Below are 4,290 nucleotides of genomic sequence, written 5' to 3' on the forward strand. Positions count from 1 at the left end.
CCGGGGCCAGGGGGGTGGGGGCTGTCAAACCCCCCCGACAAAAGGTGTCGGCCCCCCAGGCGGGTGGGGCGGACGCGAGCAAGGGAACGGCCCCCCCCCGCCTGAAAGCCGGTGGCAGGAGGGTTGCCCCCGGGCCCGTGGGGGATAACCTTCCCCCGCTGACCGCAACTTTTTTTCCCCGCCTGTTTATCGTTGTACATCGGCGTTCCAAGGGCGATGTCCAGACGCCCCCCTGCGGCCCCGGCCCCGGCCCCGGCGCCGCCGGCAGCGGCATGAAGGTTGCCATCGATGAACAGGCCGTTGTAGGAACTCAAGGCAATACGCCCGCCATCCGTGGCGACGCGGGTCGGTCCCTGCCCCGGGATGTCCAGTATCGCCTCGGCGCCGGACGCTTCCAGGCGTGCGCCCTTACGCACAATCACGTACGCATCGGCCGACGTGGCGGTGGCCTTCTTCAAATCGATCTCGCCACCGATGATGATGCTTCCGCCCTTGCCCACCTGGCCGTAGACACGCCCCTGACCATCCACCGCGGTGGCCGCACGCCCGGCAACATCCAGCAGCGCCTGTTCACCGATCCAGATCGAACGGGTATGAGCGGTCGGGTCCGCAACTTGATCAGTGGTGGCAACGTCAATCGAACCGAACTGTTGCTGGCGAACATCAATCGTGCCGCCCCAGGCATTGAGCTCGCCTTCAAGGGTGATCTGCCCGGCACCGCGCAGGTTGATCCGCTGGCCAGGGTCGACACTGACGCGTGAGCCCCGACCGAGGGTCAGTGAACTATTGACCGGGTCCATCAAGGTGCTTTGGCTGGCACCGGCCTGCAATGAAAGGCTGGCGCCACCGCGTTGGGTCAGTACGCCCTTGCTCGGGTTTTCCTGGAACAGCGGCGGCTTCCACAGCTCCAGGGCGGTACCCGGGTCAACGCCACTGCGCTGGTTCGATGCCGAGTCACCGAAACGATAGACCGGCATCGTCACATCGAGCACGGTGTCGTCAGCCACCTGCAGGGTCTTGAGGCCGATCACGTTGTAGGCGGAAAACCCCTGGCTGAACAGGCTCGGAGCCAGTTGCAGGGTGTGATCGTCGACGGGGTTGTCGGACTGACCGATCAGTACCTGGCTGGCCTGTATCGCCAGCGTGCCGCCCCCCGTTACACCGTAACCGCGCACTTCACCGTCCAGTACCAGCCTCGAGTCTCCCGGCAGCGTGTCAGCACTGGACTCGAGCTTCACATCGCCGCCCTTGCCGCCACGGGTCTTGCCGTTGGCCAGCACCGCGCCACCGGACGATACGTCCACCACGCTGCCCGCGGCCAGGTTGATGCCACCCGTGCTGCGGATCGACACCTGACCGCCGTTGATCCAGGCCAGATGGTCGGTGTCGTCGGGATCGGTGCGCAGGTTGCTCCACTGGCCACGGGTGTCCAGTCGCACGCCTTCGGCAACGGTCACTTGAGTCGGCTTGGCTGTTTGCGCCAATCGGCTGCCCAGATTCAAACTGCCACCGCGTGCGGTCAGGTCGGCATTGACCTGCACATCCGCGCCGTTGAGCGTAATGTCGCCGCCGGACGCCACGACCAGGTCCTGGTTGACTTCGATCTTGTCCTTGGCCGCGACTTTCAAGGCGCCCAGACGGAATCCGTTGAGCTGATCGACGTCCAGGAACAGTTTGCCTTTGCGTGCATCGGGTACCAGACCGCTCAGTTCCAGGCCACTGTCCTGGACTGGACGCTCACCCCCCATCTGAACTTGATCAAGTACCGCCAGGTGCTCGTACACAAAGCCGTCGGTGGCCGCCGACCAACTCGGGTCATAGCTGCCAACGATCATCTGCGCCCGGCGTGCCAGCGCCGTCTGGGCCTGCGCATAACCGTCCAGACCGGCGCGCGGCGCCTGGTTCTGCCGTCCGCCCTGGAACACCTCGCCCACCAGCTGACCATCGAGTAAGGCATTGCCCGTGGCGATCACCAACTGCCCGGCATCGCGGCCCACGGTATAACCCGACTCGAAACGCGATCTCGGCGCAATCAGCGGGTTAAAGAAGAAACTCGTCTGGCCCCAGCGTTCGCTGTGGTCTTCATAACCTTTGTAGAGGCCGGTGTAGAGCAAATCCCCCGGCGCGCGGGACACCTCATACAGACGACCGTCCGCGCTCCGCAACCAGCTCTGTTTGATCACACCGCTCTGCACGTCCAGGGTGCCGCCGGACAGGTTGATCAACGAGCCTTTCTCGGTGATCACGTCGTTGCCGGCAAAATTCACTGTTCCGCCCTGGGCCATCCACTCGCCGATGCTGTGGCCCTGGGTGCCCAAGTAACCGCCGACTTCCAGCAAACCGCCGGCGGTGTACCAGCGGTCGCTGGCATAGCCGTTGGTGCCGGCCGGCACATAAACCAGCTCGCGCACATCGACCCACATGTCGTTGCTGTTGAGCGCGCCCCCTTCGCGGTTGACCGAAGAATCACGCTGCTCGTTGCCCTGTACGTTGATCTTGATGTTGTTGGCTTCCATCGCCACTTTGACGCCGAGGGCACCGGAGACGTCGATCACCGCGCCATCACGCACCAGAGTGCGTTTACCGGCCGTGACGGCGACCTGACCGCCGGTGGCGAGGGCGATCGAACCGTTCTGCAACTCCACCGTGCCGCCGCTACCGATTTCGATGCGCGACTGGTCGCTGCGGATTCGGTTGTTGAACGTCACCGCTGTTAACGCCGCATCGCGCTGACTGTCCAGGGCGGTGAGATCACTGCTGTCGAGCATGATGGCGCTGACGCTGCCCTGGCCCAGGGTCACGCTACCGCTGGTGTCCGTGGCCGGGTTGAGCAAATGAAGCGTGCCGCGCGTGGACACCGACGTGCTGGCCAGCAACACGCCATCCTGCATCACCTCATGACCGGTCAGGGTGATGTCGCCCGTTGCGGCCTGGATCAAACCGCTGTTTTTGACAGTGCCGGTGCTGCCCGTCTTGAAGCCCGGGACAACTTCGCTGCCGAAGGTCGTGGAGAAACCATTACCCTCGGTACCCGAACCCTTGCGGATGTAAAAACGGTCACCGGCACCGAGCACGGTCTGGCCCTTGGCGGTGCTGATGGTGCCGGCGTTTTCCACTTCGCTGCCCAGCAACAGGGCGTAGCCACCGGAGTCAGTGGAGAGTGTCGGCTTGTGGGTTTCAATCCGGGCACCTTGCTCCACCAGCACTTTACCGGCGGCATCGGTGAAGGTCGGCTGGCTGCCCGTGGTGTCGAAGTACAGGCCACGGTCGCGGAACTGGATGTCGGTGATGCTGGCTGCCGCCGCCACCAGATTGCGCACATTGACCTGGCTGGTGCCACTGAAGACGATGCCGTTACGGTTGATCAGCATCACCGTGCCGTCACCCTTGATCTGGCCCTGGATCTGGCTCGGCCGCGCACTCGGGTCGTTGACGCGGTTGAGCACCGCCCAGTTGGATTGCTGGGCAAACTCCACGCTGGTGTTGCGCCCGACGTTGAAGGTTTCCCAGTTGAGGATGGCCTTGTCGGCGGTTTGCTCGATCTTCACCGTGGTCTTGCCATCGGCCTGGCTCTGTTGCGGACCTTTGGCGTTCTGCCAGCCCTGGGTCAGGCCGGTATCGACCTTCAAGCCGCCCTCGCCCATGCCGTCCGGCACGAACTGCACGGTCCCCAACGCCGTCGCCCGCCCGGCGGCCTGGGCGGCTTGTTGCGCCGCAATAGCCGCTACGGTGTTGTTGAGGGACTGCAACGAACGCTGCAATTGCTGGTTGGCACGCTGCTGTTGCGCCAGCGGCGGTGTCATGCCGGGCAAGCCAGCACCGGGCCGCGCAGCCGCAGCCTGTTGCGCGGCACCCTTGGCGGCAAACCAGCCCGAACTGAACGCCGTCGCCGCTTCGGCACTGCCCGCCACCAGGCACAGTGCAATCGCTTGCGCCAATGGCTTGAGCAACCACAACGCCGGGTCCTCCGAGCGATCGGTGGCGCGACGTACAGACAATGAAGGGGAATTGCGACGGGCTTGGCGAGCGAGCATCACTACTAGGTCCTTTTCGATTGGCGCAAGAGGCCGCAGGCCTGGAAGAACCTGCTGTTACGACATAGGCAGTTGGCGAGGGGCGCGACCGAACGGATGTCACACAAACTTCATGAGGGTGCAGGAGCGAGCTCTGCTCGCGAAGAACGACCCGGCGACGCGATCATTCAGACTGGGCGCGTTATCGTTGACCTCCATCGCGAGCAAGCATTGCTCCCACAAGGGATTGGGGGGCATCTGCCAATGGCAGGTCGGC

Annotated in this window: 1 protein-coding gene; it reads right to left on the reverse strand. The window is 64.2% G+C overall.

Going from position 1 to position 4,290, the window contains the following annotated elements:
* A partial coding sequence (locus GPL81_RS31005) for a two-partner secretion domain-containing protein (RefSeq protein ID WP_160109880.1) occupies window positions 1–4,034 on the reverse strand: 4,034 nt, incomplete at its 3' end.
* Window positions 4,035–4,290 lie beyond the last annotated feature (256 nt).

Origin of the sequence: Pseudomonas izuensis, from assembly GCF_009861505.1 — a bacterium.
GTDB classification, from domain to species: Bacteria; Pseudomonadota; Gammaproteobacteria; order Pseudomonadales; family Pseudomonadaceae; genus Aquipseudomonas; species Aquipseudomonas izuensis.